19 protein-coding genes are annotated in these 18182 nt (G+C 55.9%); 6 read left to right on the forward strand and 13 right to left on the reverse strand.

What is annotated here, in order from left to right:
- Window positions 1-5: 5 nt before the first annotated feature.
- Window positions 6-1349: a dimethylsulfonioproprionate lyase DddP gene (gene dddP, locus ACR3ES_RS11505; RefSeq protein ID WP_170432846.1), complete on the reverse strand. Its 1344-nt coding sequence runs from the start codon at window positions 1347-1349 to the stop codon at window positions 6-8.
- 123 nt (window positions 1350-1472) lie between these two features.
- Between dddP and ACR3ES_RS11510 the strand changes: the two genes are divergently transcribed.
- Complete coding sequence (locus ACR3ES_RS11510) at window positions 1473-2246, forward strand: heme-dependent oxidative N-demethylase family protein (RefSeq protein ID WP_480634448.1); 774 nt, start codon at window positions 1473-1475, stop codon at window positions 2244-2246.
- Between the two features lie 5 nt (window positions 2247-2251).
- Here the strand turns inward: ACR3ES_RS11510 and ACR3ES_RS11515 are convergent, their stop codons facing one another.
- The 5 genes from ACR3ES_RS11515 to ACR3ES_RS11535 all read right to left on the reverse strand — a co-directional run bounded on the left by ACR3ES_RS11515 (window position 2252) and on the right by ACR3ES_RS11535 (window position 6756).
- Window positions 2252-3166: a hypothetical protein gene (locus tag ACR3ES_RS11515; protein WP_170432841.1), complete on the reverse strand. Its 915-nt coding sequence runs from the start codon at window positions 3164-3166 to the stop codon at window positions 2252-2254.
- A 199-nt stretch (window positions 3167-3365) separates the two neighbouring features.
- Entirely contained in the window at window positions 3366-4160 is a 795-nt protein-coding gene (locus ACR3ES_RS11520; protein WP_170432838.1) for a lytic murein transglycosylase, read from the reverse strand.
- A 67-nt stretch (window positions 4161-4227) separates the two neighbouring features.
- Window positions 4228-4872, reverse strand: coding sequence for an MSMEG_1061 family FMN-dependent PPOX-type flavoprotein (locus ACR3ES_RS11525; protein WP_170432835.1), 645 nt, complete (start codon window positions 4870-4872; stop codon window positions 4228-4230).
- Window positions 4873-4978: 106 nt separating this feature from the next.
- Window positions 4979-6385, reverse strand: coding sequence for a type I glutamate--ammonia ligase (glnA, locus tag ACR3ES_RS11530; RefSeq protein ID WP_170432832.1), 1407 nt, complete (start codon window positions 6383-6385; stop codon window positions 4979-4981).
- Window positions 6386-6417: 32 nt separating this feature from the next.
- The gene (locus ACR3ES_RS11535) at window positions 6418-6756 is read right to left on the reverse strand and encodes a P-II family nitrogen regulator (protein ID WP_170432829.1); all 339 of its coding nucleotides are present in this window, start codon (window positions 6754-6756) and stop codon (window positions 6418-6420) included.
- Between the two features lie 169 nt (window positions 6757-6925).
- Here ACR3ES_RS11535 and ACR3ES_RS11540 point away from each other — a divergent pair, with 169 nt between their 5' ends.
- The 3 genes from ACR3ES_RS11540 (at window position 6926) to tig (ending at window position 11415) form a co-directional block, all read left to right on the forward strand.
- Window positions 6926-8485: an NAD(P)H-hydrate dehydratase gene (locus ACR3ES_RS11540; protein WP_170432826.1), complete on the forward strand. Its 1560-nt coding sequence runs from the start codon at window positions 6926-6928 to the stop codon at window positions 8483-8485.
- 289 nt (window positions 8486-8774) lie between these two features.
- Window positions 8775-9899, forward strand: coding sequence for a porin (locus ACR3ES_RS11545; RefSeq protein ID WP_170432824.1), 1125 nt, complete (start codon window positions 8775-8777; stop codon window positions 9897-9899).
- A 184-nt stretch (window positions 9900-10083) separates the two neighbouring features.
- Window positions 10084-11415 (forward strand): trigger factor, encoded by a 1332-nt coding sequence (gene tig / locus ACR3ES_RS11550; RefSeq protein WP_170432822.1) that lies wholly within the window; start codon window positions 10084-10086, stop codon window positions 11413-11415.
- A 95-nt stretch (window positions 11416-11510) separates the two neighbouring features.
- On the opposite strand, the gene ACR3ES_RS11555 is transcribed toward tig, so the two are convergent.
- The 6 genes from ACR3ES_RS11555 to rpsF all read right to left on the reverse strand — a co-directional run bounded on the left by ACR3ES_RS11555 (window position 11511) and on the right by rpsF (window position 15300).
- On the reverse strand, window positions 11511-12368 hold the full coding sequence (locus ACR3ES_RS11555; protein ID WP_170432819.1) for an acyl-homoserine-lactone synthase: 858 nt from the start codon (window positions 12366-12368) through the stop codon (window positions 11511-11513).
- Window positions 12369-12465: 97 nt separating this feature from the next.
- Window positions 12466-13167: a helix-turn-helix transcriptional regulator gene (locus ACR3ES_RS11560; protein ID WP_480425366.1), complete on the reverse strand. Its 702-nt coding sequence runs from the start codon at window positions 13165-13167 to the stop codon at window positions 12466-12468.
- Between the two features lie 236 nt (window positions 13168-13403).
- On the reverse strand, window positions 13404-13886 hold the full coding sequence (locus ACR3ES_RS11565) for a transglycosylase SLT domain-containing protein (protein WP_480425368.1): 483 nt from the start codon (window positions 13884-13886) through the stop codon (window positions 13404-13406).
- A gap of 156 nt (window positions 13887-14042) precedes the next feature.
- A complete protein-coding gene (gene rplI, locus ACR3ES_RS11570) occupies window positions 14043-14678 on the reverse strand; it encodes a 50S ribosomal protein L9 (RefSeq protein WP_480425369.1) in 636 nt (211 codons plus the stop codon).
- 12 nt (window positions 14679-14690) lie between these two features.
- The gene (gene rpsR, locus ACR3ES_RS11575; protein ID WP_005608650.1) at window positions 14691-14918 is read right to left on the reverse strand and encodes a 30S ribosomal protein S18; all 228 of its coding nucleotides are present in this window, start codon (window positions 14916-14918) and stop codon (window positions 14691-14693) included.
- A 28-nt stretch (window positions 14919-14946) separates the two neighbouring features.
- A complete protein-coding gene (gene rpsF / locus ACR3ES_RS11580) occupies window positions 14947-15300 on the reverse strand; it encodes a 30S ribosomal protein S6 (RefSeq protein ID WP_170432807.1) in 354 nt (117 codons plus the stop codon).
- A gap of 284 nt (window positions 15301-15584) precedes the next feature.
- On the opposite strand from rpsF, the gene ACR3ES_RS11585 reads away from it, so the two are divergent.
- Together ACR3ES_RS11585 and ACR3ES_RS11590 are read left to right on the forward strand one after the other, a co-directional pair.
- Window positions 15585-16103: a hypothetical protein gene (locus tag ACR3ES_RS11585; protein ID WP_170432805.1), complete on the forward strand. Its 519-nt coding sequence runs from the start codon at window positions 15585-15587 to the stop codon at window positions 16101-16103.
- Window positions 16104-16229: 126 nt separating this feature from the next.
- Window positions 16230-16802 carry a YceI family protein gene (locus tag ACR3ES_RS11590; protein WP_170432802.1) on the forward strand — a complete coding sequence of 191 codons (573 nt, stop codon included), beginning with the start codon at window positions 16230-16232 and terminating at the stop codon, window positions 16800-16802.
- Window positions 16803-16868: 66 nt separating this feature from the next.
- Here the strand turns inward: ACR3ES_RS11590 and ACR3ES_RS11595 are convergent, their stop codons facing one another.
- Window positions 16869-18095, reverse strand: coding sequence for a cytochrome b/b6 domain-containing protein (locus tag ACR3ES_RS11595; RefSeq protein ID WP_170432799.1), 1227 nt, complete (start codon window positions 18093-18095; stop codon window positions 16869-16871).
- Window positions 18096-18182: the final 87 nt, after the last annotated feature.

An 18182-nucleotide genomic window follows, 5' to 3' on the forward strand; every position in this document is an offset into this window, starting at 1 on the left:
CAGCCTCACTCATAGCCCATCAATTGCGCATCGAACGGGTACGTGCTCAGGTTTTCGTACCCGTCTTCGGTGATCAGAACCTGATCTTCCAGCTTGATTGAGAAATCGCCGCCAACTTCGCCGACTGCGGCCTCAACGCATAATACCATGCCGGGTTCCAACGGATAATCGTAGGCGCCTGCAACGGCCTTGTCAGGGTAGGCGACCAACGGCCACTCGTCACACAGACCGACGCCGTGCATCAGACAGCCGTATTTCTGTGCCTGAAACTTGTCGTCCAGCTTATGCGCATTTGCGGTCAGTTCCGGGATCATCACGCCGGGTTTCAGCATCTGCATATTTGTCATGATGTGCTCATGCGCATGCTGCATTGCATAGATCATGTCAGGGCGCGGTTTTTGATCTCCGATCCACCAAGTGCGCGAGATATCGATGCATATGCCGTAAGACCCGATCAGATCGGTGTCGAACGCGATGATCTCGTTCTGCTGCGTGATCCTTGGGCCGCATTCCTGAAACCAGGGATTGGTGCGTTGGCCCGATGCCAGCAACCGGGTCTCGATCCACTCACCGCCGCGTCGGATGTTCTCGGCATGCAATACGGCCCAGATGTCATCCTCGGATGTTTTTCCATCCCCCACGTTCGCGCGCGCGAAGTTTTCCATCTCACTCACCGCCGTTTGGCAGGCATGGTTGGCGCAGCGCATTGCCAGGATTTCATCCGGCCCTTTTATGGCGCGGGTTTTCTCGGTGACTTCCTCGCCTTCCATGACTTCAAAGCCCTGTGCCTCAAGCGCGCGCAGCCCGTGCAGCATAATCTTGTCGACGGCCAGCCGCGTGTTTCCGCCACCATGTTCGGCGATCAGAACCCGGATCTCGTTCGACAGCACATCAGCCGCCACATCCACTTTGTCACCTCTGTCAAAGTAGAACAGATCGGCCCCGGAACGCTGTTCGCGCACCAGCGGATTGAACGTGGAGAGGAAGGGTGAATTCTTGTAATCCCAGATGACCATATAGCCGTCGGCGCACAACAGTACGGCCCTGAACGGGTTGTGCGTGTTCCATAGCTGCATATTGGTGCTGTCGGTGGCATAACGGATGTTGAGCGGGTCAAACATCAACAAGCCGCCATATCCGCGATCCACGATGGCTTGGGTCAAACGCTTCCAGCGAAACTCCCTCATCCGTTCGAGGTTCGGCAGCGACAGGCCCGCTGCGGCCCACTCTGCAAAGGCCAGCTGTGTGGGTCCGATTTCGATCCGGTCGTTGTCGTTGGGCGTGCCATCACCAAGCGTTGCCCCACGTGTGGGATCGATCTTGCGGGCGTCCCGGTAGTGCTGGTTCACGGCTTGCCTCCCTGCTTGCGCCCTAAGCCTGAGGACTCATTGCCAAATCGTCTCGGTGATTTGCGACGGTCCGATTGTCGCTTTTTGACCGACAAAGTGCCATTGGGGTGTTAGTTCCAACGGATGACAGTAATCCTGCAAGAGACTATCCCATATAATCCGTTCAAACCACGCGCCTTGCCAGGGATACAACCGGCACACATGGATACCTGGTTGCATAAGGATGAGGTCTTTGCGGAACAGATGCAGCGACGCGAAACCCTTTTGCGTGAACGCCAGGGGGAGGTTCTGGCGCTGGACCCTCGGGCAAAGCCCGCCGCGCAGGAGTTACTGGATCTGGTTGTTGCGCAGGTCTACCCGGACGCCAAGGACCAAGTCATCCGGCCAGATGGAGTGTCTGTCGCCCTTGATCGGAAGAACCCGTTGGACACTCTGGGTCGACTTGTCCAAGAGGACTTCTGCCTTTTGCAAAAGCAAGGGGACCAACATGTTTTGACCGGTGCGGTTCTTTGCTTTCCCGCCAGTTGGCGCCTGTCTGAGAAGTTCTTACGCCCATTGGTGGACATTCACGTTCCTGTTGAGAGTTACGACACAAACGTGGCAAAGCGGGTGCAGCGCTTGTTTGATGGTATTCAGCCGCATCGCCCTCTCTGGCGGTTCAATGCGTTGTGGTACGAAGACGCCGAACTGTTCCAGCCCCGCAGTGTAAGCCAGCCGCGCGAGATTCGTGACCGCGGACGCGCGCAGTACCTGCGCAGCGAGCGTCAAACCCTGCTACGCTTGCCAGAAACACGGGCGGTGGTTTTCTCGATTCATACATATGTTCTGGCAGCGAAACGTCTGTCAGAAATGGAAAACCCGCCTGACGGCGGGGCCTCCAAGGAGGGTCTTCTGTAATTTGGCTACATTCCTAGCGCGACGGCGACATCTGCAAACGCATTGCTGGTATTCAATGCCACAATGGCAACCGTGAACACGAGAACCTGGGTGTTCAGTCGGAAATCCTCGCCCCGGATCAGGTTGACCGCTGCCATCGACAGGGCAATTGGCGTGGACACGCTGGCAATCACACCTGTCATGCACCAGCTGCTCAGTCGCAGAACGTCGCTTGGACGTTCTTCATCGTCTTGGTCCTGCGCGTTGGCATCGATGGGGTCGGAGCCGTCGTCTTCCGTTCGGAATGCTATGCTCAATAGTTGCTCATCCGATAACTGGATGGGTCGGGCCGGCTGTGTCTGTGTGCCCGGGTCCTGATCTTCCGACTCTGAGGTACTTGGAGTGTCCAATCCAGCGAAGGGCCCCGAAACTGCCTGAAAAATCTGTTTTCTGTTGCGCTGTCGGCGGGGGGCCAGCGTGTCAAACGCGCTCATGAACTGTTCGATGGTCAGAACGGTGTTTGGGGACAACCACTCAACACGCCGCGTCGTACAGATGTCGACCATGCGGTACAGGATCACCACCAGCATCAGTTCCGAGACTTCGCTGTCGTCCAAAAGCTCTGATACAGGAGAGACTGAGATAGTCAGCCGGTTTCTGGGATGCGTAACAATTGGCCTTGCGATTGTTTTGAGACCTGCGGCACGGTCCATACGCTCGTACCGATCTTCATTCCGCGCGACTTCGGTGTCCAACGTCAGGCGCACCAAATACTGGCTGGATACAATGCTGGCCTCCGTTGCGCTGAGCAGCGCTTTGCGCTCGACCAGATGCCCGTAATCCTCCAGCGTCGTTGCCACGATCGTTCCAAAGCGCTCAAGAGCACCTTCGGTGTCGCCGTCAAATTGCAGGCCGCCGTGATAGTTGTGCGTCGGAGTCACTGCGCTTTCCTCTGTCGCGTGTCGTCTGAGCCGTTATCCTAGCGACCGATCTCGGAGAGAATTTGACGAAAATGCAAAAAAATCAAAATTTCCCAAGATTGATTACGCTTTGGAAACCAAGGAACTAAGGGCATCAGTTAACCACTGTGGCGACAATGTGGCCAAAATGGGCGGCGGGGATGGTGCCGGTGTGGCACCCTTAGCCGTCGATTCGGGCGGCAATGATGGCGATGGATTGCTGGTAAACCGAGGCGGCGTTCCACTGCTGAAGAACGGCAAAGTTTGGCTGCCCCGGCTGATAGCCACGACCGGGTTTCCAGCCTTTCTTGCGCAGAAAATTGGCAGTTGAGGCCAATGCGTCGGTCATGTTGTAAAAGTCCACCTGACGATCCCCCGTGGCATCCACCCCAAAGGTCAGGGCATTGCCCGGCAGGAACTGTGTGTGGCCCAGCTCGCCATGTTTTGCCCCTTTTGTCGCCATGGTGATGCTGCCCTGATCGACCGGTTTCAGGGCTCCGATCGCATGGGGAATGAAGAACTCGGATCGGCGACAATCGTAGGCCAGTGTTGTGATTGCGGAAACAACCTGACTGTCTCCCATGAAGTTCCCGAACCCGGTTTCCATGCCGTGAATGGCGATCAGCACACCTGCCGGCACACCGTATTGGCGTTCAAACGCGGCATAGTACTGCGGGTTCGCCGCTTTGCGTTTGCGCCCCTGAGATACGATGGCGTCAGCGCCGCGCACCTGCATGAATTTGTCCAAAGAGTATCTAAAGCTCTTTTGGTTGCGGTCAGCGGCGATTGTCCGGGTTGCATATTGAGTTTGGGCCAGCGCCTGAAGCCCCCTTTTCTTGACACCCGCCTTGCGCGCCTGTTTGGCAAAATCAACTTTCCAGGCCTCAAAGCCCGCGCCCGTGTTGCCGCATTGTGCCGCCAGACCAACGGACGGGACGCTTAGTGTCAGGGCAATTATCTTCAAAAAGCGCAGCATCAATAAAATCCGGTTGCGAGAAAGATTGGTTTGAACGTTAAGCCGAGTTTCAGGCCCTGCAAAGGGTTCAATACAGGTCTAGTTCCCCGGTGCCTTTCAGGCTTTCAAACCATTCATCCGGGGTTTTGTTAATCTTGGCGTGTTTCACCATCATTGCATTCATGTTTGGAAGGTTCGACGCATCTGGCCATTCGTCCGCCTGCCACAGATGAGACCGGATGATGCACTTAGGACAGTGCGCAAAGACGGTATCGATATTGATCAGCAACGCCAGCTTCGGCTCCCGGTCGTTCATGGCCATCTTACTCAGCAAGTCCGGATCGGTGCATATCTTGGCGCGTCCGCGCAGCCGCAGCGTCTCCATCTTGCCGGGAACCAAGAATATCACGCTGACGCGGGGGTCCTGCAAAACGTTGTGGAACGTATCGACCCGCTTGTTTCCCGGCCGGTCGGGAATGGCAATCAGGGTATCGGACAGGACTTCGATAAAACCCGCCGGGTCCCCGCGCGGGGAGATATCCAAGTGACCGGACGGGTTGGCTGAGGCGATCAGGCAAAACGGAGACGCGTCAATAAAGTCCCGGCACATCTGATCGAGCCCGGTCAATTCCTTGGCAACTATCTGAGGCAGCGGTGCACCTGTAATGCGCTCCAACTCCTCCGATGATGTGATGAAGTTTGAAAACTGGGAAAAGGCGGTATCGGTTGGCATATGACCTATCCAGATAAAGACACCGACAGTCTGTAAGAGGACGCTACACAAAACAAGGGCGTCCAAATGGACGCCCTTGCAAGAATTTTCGTCGAAAATTCTGGGATCAGCAGCTGTAGTACATGCCATACTCAACTGGGTGCGGGGTGTGCTCGTAGGTTTCGACCTCTTCCATCTTCAGTGCGATATAGCCGTCGATCTGATCTTTGGTGAACACGTCGCCCTGCAGCAGGAAGTCGTGATCAGCCGCCAGAGCTTCCAAAGCTTCACGCAAGCTGCCGCAGACAGTTGGGATGTCGGCCAGTTCTTCGGCGGGCAGATCGTACAGGTTCTTGTCCATGGCTTCGCCCGGATCGATCTTGTTCTTGATGCCGTCCAGACCAGCCATCAACAGAGCGGCAAACGCCAGGTAGGGGTTTGAGGCCGGATCGGGGAAACGGGCCTCAACACGCTTGGCCTTCGGGCTCTCAGTCCATGGGATACGCACACAACCCGAGCGGTTGCGGGCCGAATAGGCGCGCAGAACAGGGGCCTCGAAGCCCGGGATCAGGCGCTTATAGCTGTTGGTTGACGGGTTGGTGAACGCGTTCAGGGTTTTCGCGTGCTTCAGCACACCGCCGATGAACCACAGCGCCTCGTCCGACAGGTCAGCGTATTTGTCGCCTGCAAACAGCGGCTTGTTGTCTTTCCAGATCGACATGTTCACGTGCATGCCGGTGCCGTTGTCACCTGCAATCGGCTTGGGCATGAATGTGGCCGATTTGCCGTAGGCGTGCGCCACGTTGTGGATCACGTACTTGTACTTCTGTAGCTCGTCGGCCTGTTTGGTCAGGCTGTCAAAGATCAGGCCCAGCTCGTGCTGACACGACGCAACCTCGTGGTGGTGCTTGTCGACCTTCATGCCCAGACGCTTCATGGTCGACAGCATTTCCGACCGCAGGTCTTGGCTCTCGTCGACAGGGTTCACGGGGAAGTAACCACCTTTGACGCCCGGACGATGGCCCATATTGCCCATCTCATATTCGGTGTCGGTATTCCAGGATGCGTCTGTTGCATCAACTTCATACGATACCTTGTTGATACTGTTTGAGAAACGGACATCATCAAACAGGAAGAACTCTGCCTCAGGTCCGAAGTAGGCAGCGTCACCAATACCGGAAGATTTCAGGTAAGCTTCGGCCTTTTCTGCGGTGCCACGCGGGTCGCGTTCGTAGGCCTCACCAGTGTCGGGCTCAACAACCGAACAGTGCAGGCAGATCGTCTTTTCCGCATAGAACGGATCGACATAGGCGCTTTCGGTGTCGGGCATCAGTTTCATGTCCGATGCCTCGATCGACTTCCAGCCCGCGATGGACGACCCGTCGAACATGAAGCCTTCCTCCAGAAAGTCCTCGTCGACCTGATCGGACATGATTGTCACGTGCTGAAGTTTGCCACGCGGATCGGTGAACCGGATATCGACATATTCGGCATCCTCGTCCCGGATCAGCTGAAGAACTGCGTCCTTGCTCATACTCTCTATTCCCCTGATTGAAGATTGATCTGTTACAGCGCGTCCGAGCCGGTCTCGCCGGTACGGATGCGGATGGATTGTTCGACGGGTGAAACAAAAATCTTGCCGTCACCGATCTTGTCGGTTTTTGCAGCAGAGACGATGGCATCAATGGCAGCATCCACCTGATCGTCGTCCAGCACGACCTCGACCTTAACCTTGGGCAGGAAGTCGACCACGTATTCCGCACCACGGTAGAGCTCGGTGTGGCCCTTCTGGCGGCCGAATCCCTTGACTTCGATCACACTGAGGCCCTGGACGCCAACGTCCTGCAATGCCTCTTTCACTTCGTCCAGTTTGAACGGCTTGATGATCGCTTCGATCTTTTTCATCCCGGCTCACCTCGTATGGTTGTCAGAATGGCAGTGATCACGTCTAAGATCGGGCAGCAACGCGATTGCGGATTTGGCGGACGGTGGATGGGGTGATTTCAGCCGAGGGATGAAATTTTGACCCATTTGCCTAAAAAGTAATCGAAAGTGAATCGCAAGAGGATTTGAGATGACGGAACTGCTGACTGCAGCACAGATGCGCGCGATTGAACAGGCGGCCATCCGGTCTGGACAGGTGACAGGATTGGAGTTGATGGAACGCGCCGGCCGGGGCGTCGTCGATGCGATTTTTGAAGAATGGCGAGAACTCTCTAAGATGTCCGGAACCGCTGTGGTCTTGTGTGGCCCCGGCAACAACGGCGGCGATGGGTTTGTCGTCGCGAGGCTGTTGAAACAGTGGGGTTGGGAGGTAAGTGTTTTTCTGTTTGGCGATCCTGTAAAACTGCCTCCGGATGCTAAGACGAATTACCAACAATGGTCGCAATCTGAGCCGGTCTATGAATTCTCCAGTTTGCACACCATGGATGACGCTGGCAGTCCCGATCTGATCGTTGATGCGGTGTTCGGAACCGGGCTTGTGCGTCAGGTTGAGGGTGAGTTGGCGGAAACCCTTGAATTCTTAGGTGAATTGCGAGGTCCCGGTGGTGCAAAAATTGTTGCGATCGATACCCCTTCGGGTCTGTGCTCTGACAGCGGTCGGGCCCTTGGGGTTTTTACGACAGCGGACCTGACGGTTGCGTTTCATCGCGCAAAGCGAGGTCATTACCTTGACCACGGTGCCATTCAGTCGGGTCACCTAGTTGTCAAATCCATTGGGTTGGGCACGGTTTGGGACACTCACGCCGAAGGGTCGGTTGCGAGGCTCGTCACAGGGCCTGCGGCCCGGATTGGCAAACAGCCGCAGACGAACAAGTACACCTATGGTCATGCATTGATACTGTCTGGTCTGCCTGGAAAAACCGGTGCCGCGCGGTTGGCTGCGCGCGGAGCTTTGCGCATTGGCGCGGGTCTCGCGACCCTGGCTGTAGATCCCGCAGCGCTTGTCGAAGTCGCGAGCCAGATCACGGCCATCATGCTGCAGCCCGTTAAAAGCGCCGAGGATTTGTCTGATCTTTTACGGGATGACAGGCTGAATGCGTTGTGCCTGGGGCCGGCGTTGGGGTTAGACCGCGCGCGTGCGCTGGCACCGGTGGCTCTTTCAGCCAAGCGCCCGACCGTATTGGATGCTGACGCGCTTTCGGCCTTTGTAGAGGACCCAACGACACTGTTCAATCAATTGCACGAGGCTTGCGTGTTGACACCGCACGCAGGTGAGTTTGCCCGCCTGTTTCCCGATCTCGCAGAGAAACTGCATGCGACTGCCACCCAAGGTCCGGCGTATTCAAAACTGGATGCAGCATCCGAAGCTGCGCGGCGGGCAGGATGCATCGTTCTGTTCAAGGGGCCTGACACGGTGATCTCTGCGCCAGACGGTCGATGCTCGGTCAACTCGGCTCAATATGATCGTTCAGCACCCTGGCTGGCCACTGCCGGGTCCGGGGATGTGCTGGCCGGGTTCATCACCGGGTTGCTTGCGCGCGGGTTTGATCCGATGGAAGCCGCTGAAACCGCCGCCTGGTTACACGTTGAGTGCGCGCGATCTTTCGGACCCGGCCTCATCGCCGAAGACCTTCCCGAGGAAATACCGGTCGTTTTACAGCGACTTGAAAGCCATTCATCTACAGGGTGAGCCTCGGCGGACGGGCGCGAAGGCGCCCGTCCGCCAGCCCGGCATTGCGTTGCGCATGGCGGATATGCGCCAGTTTCAAAGCTGTGCGGCACAATTTGTTTGACGCAGTTCGCGTTGAGTCGCGCAAAATCTCTAAGCGTTTAAAACAAAAGTGAATTTCGTTTTTCTACACGGATGTGTTGTTGCGAAAATGCAATGCTTGTGCGCGAGGATTTCTGCGCCTCTGGAATGCATGACTTTAGTGAACATTTCAGCAATACCTGAAATCGGAACCTCTAAGGTGAGTGGAATGACCTTCAACTTAAAACTGTCCTCTGCCGTCGCTATTCTGGCGGCAACGACAGCCATTCCTGCTGCAGCAGAACTGAAATACGAAAACAACAGCGGCGGCTATGTGTTGCTCTACGGGCAATTGAACCCGGCTTTGATCGCGGTCGATGATGGGCAGGACACGGACACCCGCGTGCTGGACAACGCCTTGTCGAACAGCCGTGTGGGTTTGCGCCTGCTGCAACCATTCGGCAGCAACGAATTCACCTTCAGGTTTGAAACCGGTCTCGGGCTGCCAAGCTCGAGCGAGTGGAACCAGTTGGGCACGGATTTCAGCGGCTGGACGCGTGAAGACATCCGGCATGTCGACTTTGCTCTGAAAGGCGGCTGGGGTAAATTCTCGGCAGGTCAGGGCAGCATGGTATCTGACGGCGCCGCCGAGGTGGACCTGTCCTATGTAGGTACGGCGCTCTACTCGTTCACCAACGATGAGAACTCGGGCTTTTTCTATCGGGGCACCGACGGCACGCTCAGCGACATCACAGTGGGTGACTCCAGCGACAACTTTGACGGATCGCGCCGCGGACGTGTGCGTTTCGACACACCGACGGTAAACGGGTTTTCGGCCGGCGTGGCCTACGGTCAGAACATCCTGTCCAGCAGCGATGACGATGACTACTACGACATCGGCCTGTCTTATGAGAACACGTTTGCGGGTGGCGTCGAGTTTGCCGCCGGTGTGGCCTATGCGGTGCGCGAACGCGATGGCGGCTCGGGCGACCGTAAGGACACGATCGGGTCGGCATCTGTTCTGTTGCCAAGCGGCCTAGGCTTTACAGTTGCGGCAGGTACGCGCGATGACGACGCTGCGGGTGCGTTCGATCCGAACTATGTGTACGGCAAGGTTTCGTACGAGGGGGACTGGGTTGCCTGGGGTAAAACCGGCATTGGCCTGGACTATTTCGATGGGTCTGACTTCGAAAACGATGGGTCCAGCACCAAGGCCTGGGGCATTGCCGTCGTTCAGCGGATCGACAGCATAAACACAGATGCGTATCTGAAATACCGCAATCACGATTTCGACGACACCACGTCGTTTGATCAGAACCAAGCCTGGGTGTTGGGAGCCCGCTGGAGGTTCTGAGACCGGATCGAATTCCGCTGTTGCGCCCCGGTTAGGTCCGGGGCGCTTTTTGTATCTGACACCGCGCCAAAACAGGGCTATTTCAGCAGTTGCCCCTTGCACGTAAGCGGCTGTGCCAATAGAAGGCGTCAAATTTGCCCGGCGCGCCGTTTTGCGCGCCCCGAATCCTATGGGGACTACCATAATGCAGGTTACCGAGACGCTGAACGAAGGTCTGAAACGCGGGTATAACATTACTGTCACCGCTGCCGAACTGGACGACAAAGTTAACGAAAAACTGACCGAAGCGCAGCCCGAGGTCGAGATGAAGGGGTTCCGCAAAGGCAAGGTGCCGATGGCGCTGCTGAAAAAGCAGTTTGGCCAGCGCCTGCTGGGTGAGGCGATGCAGGAAACTATCGACGGTGCTATGAACAAGCACTTTGAGGACAGCGGCGACCGGCCCGCATTGCAGCCCGAGGTCAAGATGACCAATGAGGACTGGAAAGAAGGTGACGATGTCGAAGTTGCCATGTCTTACGAGGCGCTGCCGGAAATCCCAGAGGTCGACCTGAAATCGGTGGAGCTGGAAAAGCTGGTTGTCAAAGCCGACGACGCGGCCGTTGACGAAGCTTTGGCCAACCTGGCCGAAACCGCACAGGACTTCAAAGCGCGTCGCAAGGGCTCAAAGGCAAAAGATGGCGACCAGATCGTAATCGATTTTGTCGGCAAAGTTGATGGCGAAGAGTTCGAAGGCGGTTCCGCTGAGGACTACCCGCTGGTTCTGGGATCGAACAGTTTCATCCCCGGTTTTGAAGAGCAACTGGTTGGCGTAAAGGCCGAAGAGGAAAAGGACGTCAACGTCACTTTCCCCGAGGAATATGGTGCCGAGCATCTTGCCGGTAAAGACGCCGTATTTGCCTGCACGATCAAAGAAGTAAAAGAGCCGGTCGCCGCCGAGATCAATGACGAATTGGCCACCAAGTTTGGTGCCGAGGATCTTGCTGGTCTAAAAGCTCAGATTTCCGAGCGTTTGGAAGCCGAGTATGCAGGCGCATCGCGCGCGGTCATGAAAAGAGCTTTGCTGGACGTGTTGGACGAAAAGGTTTCCTTTGATCTGCCGCCGTCGCTGGTCGAGGCCGAAGCCAAACAGATCGCACACCAGTTGTTCCACGAGGAAAACCCGGATGCGGAAGGCCAAGACCAAGAGCCGATTGAGCCAAACGACGAGCATAAAAAACTGGCTGAACGCCGCGTCCGTCTGGGTTTGTTGCTTGCTGAACTCGGACAGAAGGCTGAGGTCGAAGTTACCGATGCAGAGATGACTCAAGCGATCATGAACCAGGCGCGTCAGTACCCAGGTCAGGAACGCCAGTTTTTTGAGTTCGTGCAGCAAAACGCCCAGATGCAGCAGCAATTGCGCGCGCCGCTGTTTGAGGACAAGGTTGTCGACTACGTTTTTGAACTGGCCCAGGTCGCCGACAAAGAAGTTGGCAAAGACGATCTGCAAAAAGCTGTTGAAGCTCTGGAGGAGGAGTAAACCTCCTCATCTTCAAGCCAGTTTACAAATTAAAGCGGAGCCGTCTGGAATTAGACGGCTCCGCGTGGGTGGCTTTGTACTATGAGGTGAGGGGGTCAGGCCTCATGAGCAAAAGCACGGGGGGTATCTAGCAGAGCGATCTTTTGCTCTGGTGTGAATGTGTCAGACAAAGCCTCGATCAGCTTTAAGACATCCTGTCGTTCCGCTTCATTGCGCGCGGCGCTCATCTGCTCAACAAAGTACTTTTCCAACTCTGTCAGCGGTTGATAGTCACTGTTTGCGGCACATGGCAGTGTCTCAACTTTGCCACGAGCGAACCGCTCAAGCGCTTGATCCTCGGTCAGGAACACGTCGTGTTCAATGCTCGCGTATTCCCGAATGCCGGCAATACGTTCATCCGAACAATCCATAAGTGCTGCCATTGCGACGACCTTGCCCATAGGTTTGGCTGTGCCAAGGTAGTCATAGGGAGCGTTGCCGGAGCGTTGTAAAACACGGTTCATCACCGGATCTATAACCGCAATCGAATCCAGAACGCCGGCTGATTTCGCAAACTCGAACGATCCGATCATGATTTCGCTGGTCACATACGAGACTGAGTTTTTTCCGCGACCTCGTCCCAGCTTTTTGGTGTCGACGCAAAACCGGGTTGCTTCCCACACTTGGGCGCTCCGGATCGGTGGTTCGTCGTCCAGTAACGAGCTAAAGACGTCGGACAGCATATGCGGCCCGGTTGTTTGCAACAAACGCATGCACCCAACGACGTCCCCCTCGTCGTCGATGCTTACAACATGTGCAGGATGCAGGTCGTCAAATTGGTCGCGTTCACGCCCATTCTTGATATTTACTTCCCAGCCCAGGCGTTCCCCGAACACCCGCGCTCGCAGTTTGAACGTTTCGTCCAAAACGTCCTTAAACTTATGATGATTCATACCATCAATTACGATGATCATTTCCATCCCCCTACAGTCTGGTTACCGTGGGGATTAAGTTAACCCAGTTTGGGCCTGATTCTATTGGGGGTTTCCCGTAGTTTTGCGCAATTTTTGGTCAGCCGGGGTAAATTAAGCCCAGACCAATGGCGCGTCCGACCGCCTGAGGGGTGGTCAAAGCCCCCAGTTTTTCGCGTCCGGATCGCATATGCACTTCGACCGTGCGGTGCGAAATACACAGAATATCGCCAATGTCCTGCTGGGACTTACCTTCTGCGGCCCACTGCAGAATTTCTTTTTCCCGGGTCGAGAGGGTAGGCGTTGACAGTGCCTTGGTCAGCAAACCGGATTGCATGACAGTGTCGTGGGCCTGAACCGCTGCCATCTGAAGGTCTCCCATTACATGGTTCTTCAGTTTTCCCCATTCGGTATCGGAGCAGTCCCGGGTGACATTCAGCAGGCCGCATTCTCCATAGGGTCCGCGGATGGGAACAGTCAGACCCCTAGCGGTTATTCCGAAATCATGCGCATCCCGGAAGACGGCGTTGAATTTTTCGTCGTGGTTGAAGCGCCCCCAATCGACCGGTGCAATACTGAGCATCGATTGATATATGGTGGGATCAAAGTGGTGATACCCATGGCTTCCATAGTGAATCTTCCACTTGTCCGGGTAATTCGCATAGCCCTGAACGTCCCCTTTTGTGGGGTTTAGAGTGGCATAAGACGCATAGTCAAAACCCAACTCATCGCAGACAGCATTAATGATGTCGGCGGCCGACTTTTCCTCATGATCAATAGCGGCCAAGTCTACGAGTTTCACCTGTCCAACCTTTGTGGTGGCAGTTTTCCCCAGAAAATCGCCATATCTGTCCGTATCGCAGTGTAGGTTGCGTCAACACAGGTAGCGTTGCAAGGTATTTGTGCAAACCCCACCGGTTAATTGCGTGTTCAAAGCAACAGTTAACACTGAGGTATGCGGCGATACAGGGAATAACTCAGTGTTTTGACCCTATCCTGCGGCGACTGCGTTCGGTTTAAGACGAATAAGCAGCCTCGTTATTTTGATCTCAGCCCGGTCTCCACCAACACTCCGCGGGCTTTGGCCTCAGGATAGTATCCTTTTGCGTATAGAAATATCGCCCGCTGCTGGTCTCCATCCGACAACAGCCACGCCCCGCGCAAGTACTTTCCGGCAAACTCGAGGTTTGTGTCAGCGTCCAGCAAGCCCTGGGCGTTTCCTGAATACCCCATCGAGCGGGCCGTTGCCGGAAGGATCTGAAGCAGGCCGTAGTAGGGGCGGTTCACTGCCCAGGGGCGATGTGTGCTCTCGCGGATTGCCAGCTTGTGAACCAACTCGCGCGGCAGTTCATAATGATCTGCCCATTTGTTGATTGACGCCCGCAGTTCGGGGGTTTCATTCGGGTAAAGCGGCGGTGTGAACGGCTCAGTCTCTTCGCGTGTGACGCCTGAACCGCTGCACGCAGTGAGAGAGGCGATCAGCCCAAGTGCAATAAAACTGCGTCTTGCGAATAATGCCATGTGGAACCTCCAGCGTGAGAGTGGCGATCATAGGGAACTGGTAATCAACCACAAGCTTAGGCGCCAAATCTGGCTGAAATTTGCTCGCATCTGCGGATCAACGAAAAAAGGCCGCGCAAACTGCGCGGCCCCATGTTTCATCAAGCGACTGCCCGATTAGGCTTTGGCGTCCTCATCTTCAACAGAAGCGTCCTCGGTCGGTGCCTCCTCGGCGATCAGCTCTTCGTCTTCCGACGCAGCCGATCCGATGTCATCGAACAATTCGGCGATCTCGAACTCTGCTTCGGCTTCTTCTTCAGCTGCCAGTTCCTGGATCGACTTGCCTGACGCCTGAAGTTCGGCTTCTTCTTGCGAACGAGCGACGTTCATCTTGATCTCGACTTCGACCTCGGGGTGCAGATTCACGGCAACCGCGTGCAGACCCAGTTCTTTGATCGGCGCGACCAAAGCGATCTGTTTCTTGGCGACGGTAAAACCGGCCTCAGTTGCGGCGTCTGCGGCGTCACGCGGAGTGACCGAGCCGTACAGAGCGCCAGCATCCGATGCCGAGCGAATCACGATGAACTGCTGACCGTCCAGCTTTTCAGCCAGGGCTTCAGCTTCTGTCTTGGTTTCCAGGTTGCGGGCCTCAAGCTGTGCTTTTTGAGCTTCGAACGAGGCGATGTTCGCCTCAGATGCGCTCAGCGCTTTGCCCTGGGGCAGCAGGAAGTTGCGGGCAAAGCCGGGCTTGACGTCAACGACGTCGCCCATCTGACCCAGTTTCGCAACGCGTTCCAGAAGGATAACTTGCATGTCAGTCTCTCCTTACTTCACGGCGTAGGGCAGCAGGGCGAGGAAGCGGGCGCGCTTGATTGCGCGGGCCAACTCACGCTGCTTTTTCGCCGAAACGGCGGTGATGCGCGAAGGTACGATCTTGCCACGCTCAGAGATGTAGCGCTGCAGAAGACGGGTGTCTTTGTAGTCGATTTTCGGCGCGTTCTCACCCGAGAACGGGCAGACCTTACGGCGGCGGAAAAATGGTTTTGCGGCCATGGTTTAATGTCCTTTCTTCAGGCGTTGATCAACGGCGCTCGCGGCGGCCTTCGCGCTCGTCGCGCTTCTGCATCTGGACCGAGGGGCCCTCGTTATGCTCGTCGACCTTGATGGTCAGAACGCGCATGACGTCATCATGCAGGCGCATCAGGCGCTCCATTTCCTGAACAGCACCCGCAGGCGCTTCGGTTTTCAGGAAGGAATAGTGACCCTTGCGATTCTTGTTGATCTTGTAAGCCATGGTCTTGACGCCCCAGTACTCGCTGTCGACGACGTTGCCGCCGTTGTCAGCCAGAACGGTGCCGAAATGTTCGACAAGGCTTTCTGCCTGCGCGTTGGACAGATCCTGACGCGCGATCATTACATGCTCATACAGTGGCATGTGCACTCCTGTTTATATCAAGGCGCATTTCAAAGGCGGGGCCAGTCCACCCTTCGCGACCCTGCCACGAGAGGCTGCGCGATTCATACGTGATGCGAAGGATGGCCCCGTATACACGTTTGCGCGCCGGGTACAAGCCCTGCCACATATGCCTTTGAGACGCCGCCCAATTTCCTTTGGGATGCCCAATTCATGACGCTTTTCGGCTCAAAGTTGTTTGCAACACTAGGGACTAGCCGGAACATCCAACCCCAAGGATGGCCGCCTCAGACAGGGCACTTGTTATGACCGCTACGAACACGAATACTTTCCAAGAACAGGCGTCAGACGCACGCTTTGAAAACTCTGTGCCGGTCAAGATCGCGTTTGCTGCGAACTGGAAAGCCCGGATTTTGCTGGCGCGCGTGGTTGGCGCATTTCTGATCGTCTCGGCCTTTTCCATGTGGTTGATGCCGGGTTCGGTGATCGGGGCCGATGTCTGGCCGATTAAACTTGCGGCGTCGATGCTGTTTTTGATTATCGGTGTCAGCCTGCTGACAATCGAAGTCATGGATCCGCGCCCGGATGCCTATTTTGATCCGATCCGCCGCGAGGTTCGGGTGCTGCAGAAGAACGAAAACGGGCGTCCGCAGACCGTGTTGCGCCGCAGCTATGACACGCTGGGCGGTGCCCGGTTCGAGGATGATGAGGTGCAGCTCTACGACGTTGATGGAAGTCTTCTGATGAAGCTGCCATTGCAATCGGCGGATGTCAGCCGAGCGCTCAAGGGCCAACTGAGCCAAAGCGTAACAATTTTCGCCTGAATTTCATTCTGTTCAAAAAGGAACAGATTTTGTGACTCAAAAAAACTTGTGTGCCGCCGGTAGGCGGCACATTTTCTATTTTGAGCAACCCAACCGGTTTGCATTCACAAAATTGCGGAGATTGACATGAAATCCATCCTTCTTGCTGCTGCTCTGGCTACGACAGCAACTTCGGCATTCGCCAGCGCCGAGAAATATGTTCTGGACCCAAGCCACAGCCAGGTTCTTTTCAGCTATGACCATCTTGGCTTTTCCACGACCTACGGCATGTTCTCGGGTTTTGAGGGCGAAATCATGTTCGATCAGGAAAACCCCGCCGCCTCAACCGTGAGCGTGTCTATGCCCGTGCTGGAAATGATCACCGGCTGGAAACCCCGCGAGGACCACTTTATGACCGAGGACTTCTTTGGTGCGGCCGAAGGGGATCTGATCACCTTTACCTCGACTGCGATCGAAGTGACCGGAGACGACACTGCGAACATCACCGGCGATCTGACCATGAACGGTGTGACCAAATCGGTGGTTCTGGACGCCAAGTTGAACAAGGTCGATCAACATCCGATGGCGAACAAGCCTTGGGCTGGCTTCAATGCGACAACGACCCTGACGCGCAGCGAATTCGATTTGGGTCAGTTCGCGCCATTTGTTGGCGACGAAGTTCAGGTCCAGATTTCTGTGGAAGCACAAAAGGCTGACTAGGCCCGCATTCATCAAAAAAGAAGAACCGCCGGTGGTGTTCGCCCCGGCGGTTTCTTTCTGCCTACTTTACTGGGCTCGGGTCGCTGTCAATTCGACGGCGACATTCACCGCAAATGCTAGGGAGTCTTCGGCCGGCATTGAGGTACCGATGTCGAAATCCAGCCGATTGAGTTCTAATGAGCCCGCCATGGTTGCTGTGTTATCCTGAACGTCCAACGCGAAGGGCATAACCACGTCAAGGGTCTTGTCCCGGATTGTCAGTGGCCCTCGCGCCTCATAGCCAGAGTCTGTTTTGAACAGGTCTGCTGCGAAATGTGCGGTTGGAAACTGATTGTTGTCGAAAAAGTCTGAACCCATGGCCTGTTCCGTCACTGTGCCAAGGCTAAGCGATCCGATGGCGACCGTGACATCCACGGCGCCTGCAAGGCCCAGTTCGGAAGGTTCGTCGTATGTTATCGCCGCCGTCCAATCGGCAAATGTGCCGGATACCGGGCTGCCCAATTGTGTGATCGTGATGGACAGATCGCCGTTTTGGACCTGCCAGTCGGATTGCACGTCGGTCAGTTCAGCCGTGTCGATGGCTGCTGGCGAGTGATCGGTAAATGTCCCAATGACCCAGCCACCCAGCAATACGGTGCCCCAGAGGACAAGTGCCGCAAACGCAGGAACAACCGAGTGCTGTTGTTCTGGAGGCTCTGGGGCATCCGAATGGCCGGGCAGCATGCGGCGCAGCGTGCTGTCCTTGTCTATGATGTGATGCTTCAATGCCCCCATGATGTGTAGCGCGAGGGACCCGACCAGGGCCCACATGAACAGCCAGTGCAGGCCCGCTGTCACTTCCGCCAGATAGGGCGACTTTGGGACAAACGGCAGGTTCTGACCAAATGGCCATAGGATCGGCGCAAATCCTTCGGCGGCGGCATGGTGCAGCCAACCGGTCAGGGGGACGAGAACCAGCGATGTATACAGCATCCAATGCACGGTTTCGGCCGCAAAAGCTTCGGGTTTGTTTTCGGCGTTTAACAGTCCCGGTTTTGGTTGCGTGATCGCCCATAAAATCCGAGCCAGCGCGACAAAAAATACAGTGATACCAACGGTTTTATGAATCGAAAACAGGCTGGCAGCCCATGCGATATCTTCTTCGGTTGTTGGTATTGCCGGGTCGAAAACGTCATGAGCAATATCATTGGCGACCCACCCAAGCGGCAGAGCTAAAAAAATCAGCAGCGCCGTCAGCCAGTGGAAGGCCTTGGTGATGCTGCCGTAGCTGGAGGAGGTATTGGACGTCGGCATTGGTCAAACGCTCCAGGGTTGGTTGGCTGGCTCCAACCTATCGTCACGATGACAAGACACAAGTCCGAGGATGCGCACAGAAATGGT

This window comes from Ruegeria sp. B1 (assembly GCF_056535885.1).

Bases quoted from the DNA above. Each gene is read 5' to 3' on its own strand.
- rplI (WP_480425369.1), bottom strand. From the start codon at position 14,678: ATGCAAGTTATCCTTCTGGAACGCGTTGCGAAACTGGGTCAGATGGGC.
- ACR3ES_RS11535 (WP_170432829.1), bottom strand. From the start codon at position 6,756: ATGAAAAAGATCGAAGCGATCATCAAGCCGTTCAAACTGGACGAAGTG.
- ACR3ES_RS11565 (WP_480425368.1), bottom strand. From the start codon at position 13,886: ATGGCATTATTCGCAAGACGCAGTTTTATTGCACTTGGGCTGATCGCC.
- ACR3ES_RS11545 (WP_170432824.1), top strand. From the start codon at position 8,775: ATGACCTTCAACTTAAAACTGTCCTCTGCCGTCGCTATTCTGGCGGCA.
- ACR3ES_RS11595 (WP_170432799.1), bottom strand. From the start codon at position 18,095: ATGCCGACGTCCAATACCTCCTCCAGCTACGGCAGCATCACCAAGGCC.
- ACR3ES_RS11520 (WP_170432838.1), bottom strand. From the start codon at position 4,160: ATGCTGCGCTTTTTGAAGATAATTGCCCTGACACTAAGCGTCCCGTCC.
- ACR3ES_RS11555 (WP_170432819.1), bottom strand. From the start codon at position 12,368: ATGATCATCGTAATTGATGGTATGAATCATCATAAGTTTAAGGACGTT.
- rpsF (WP_170432807.1), bottom strand. From the start codon at position 15,300: ATGCCACTGTATGAGCATGTAATGATCGCGCGTCAGGATCTGTCCAAC.
- tig (WP_170432822.1), top strand. From the start codon at position 10,084: ATGCAGGTTACCGAGACGCTGAACGAAGGTCTGAAACGCGGGTATAAC.
- ACR3ES_RS11590 (WP_170432802.1), top strand. From the start codon at position 16,230: ATGAAATCCATCCTTCTTGCTGCTGCTCTGGCTACGACAGCAACTTCG.
- ACR3ES_RS11540 (WP_170432826.1), top strand. From the start codon at position 6,926: ATGACGGAACTGCTGACTGCAGCACAGATGCGCGCGATTGAACAGGCG.
- rpsR (WP_005608650.1), bottom strand. From the start codon at position 14,918: ATGGCCGCAAAACCATTTTTCCGCCGCCGTAAGGTCTGCCCGTTCTCG.
- glnA (WP_170432832.1), bottom strand. From the start codon at position 6,385: ATGAGCAAGGACGCAGTTCTTCAGCTGATCCGGGACGAGGATGCCGAA.
- ACR3ES_RS11525 (WP_170432835.1), bottom strand. From the start codon at position 4,872: ATGCCAACCGATACCGCCTTTTCCCAGTTTTCAAACTTCATCACATCA.
- ACR3ES_RS11510 (WP_480634448.1), top strand. From the start codon at position 1,473: ATGACAGTAATCCTGCAAGAGACTATCCCATATAATCCGTTCAAACCA.
- ACR3ES_RS11585 (WP_170432805.1), top strand. From the start codon at position 15,585: ATGACCGCTACGAACACGAATACTTTCCAAGAACAGGCGTCAGACGCA.